The organism is Mesorhizobium sp. M2E.F.Ca.ET.219.01.1.1, from assembly GCF_004016445.2.
GTDB lineage: Bacteria > Pseudomonadota > Alphaproteobacteria > Rhizobiales > Rhizobiaceae > Mesorhizobium.
Window position 1 is genome coordinate 1 of sequence record NZ_SADT02000120.1, and the last position, 353, is coordinate 353.

At 61.2% G+C, this 353-nt stretch carries 1 pseudogene; it reads left to right on the plus strand.

Annotated features, from left to right (window positions below):
• Nucleotides 1-353, plus strand: a pseudogene (locus tag EN862_RS35190) (hypothetical protein); the annotation flags it as partial.

The following is a 353-nucleotide window of genomic DNA, read 5'->3' on the forward strand; positions in this document are numbered from 1 at the left end:
GCTTCCACTTCATGCTGGTCGCCTTCATGAACGCGATGTCGCAATACTTCCAGGATCTGACCATCGGCCAGGTCATCCGCGGCAGCTCGACCATCAATGACCGGCCGTTCGCGGCGCTCGCCACGGTGCAGCGTGTCGGTACCGACCTGCGCTACCATCTCGACCGTTCAAGCTATGGCAACATCCTGGCGCTGACCCGTGAAACCGGCCAGTACGTGCAGCAAATCTTCGAACTGTTCGACGCGCCCGACATCAAGAAGTCCTTCGACGCCAACACCAAATGGGATGTCATCGAAGCCGTCGCCAACCGGCACTTGGGCGGCGCGGCCGAGATGTCGCAGCGCGCCAAGATG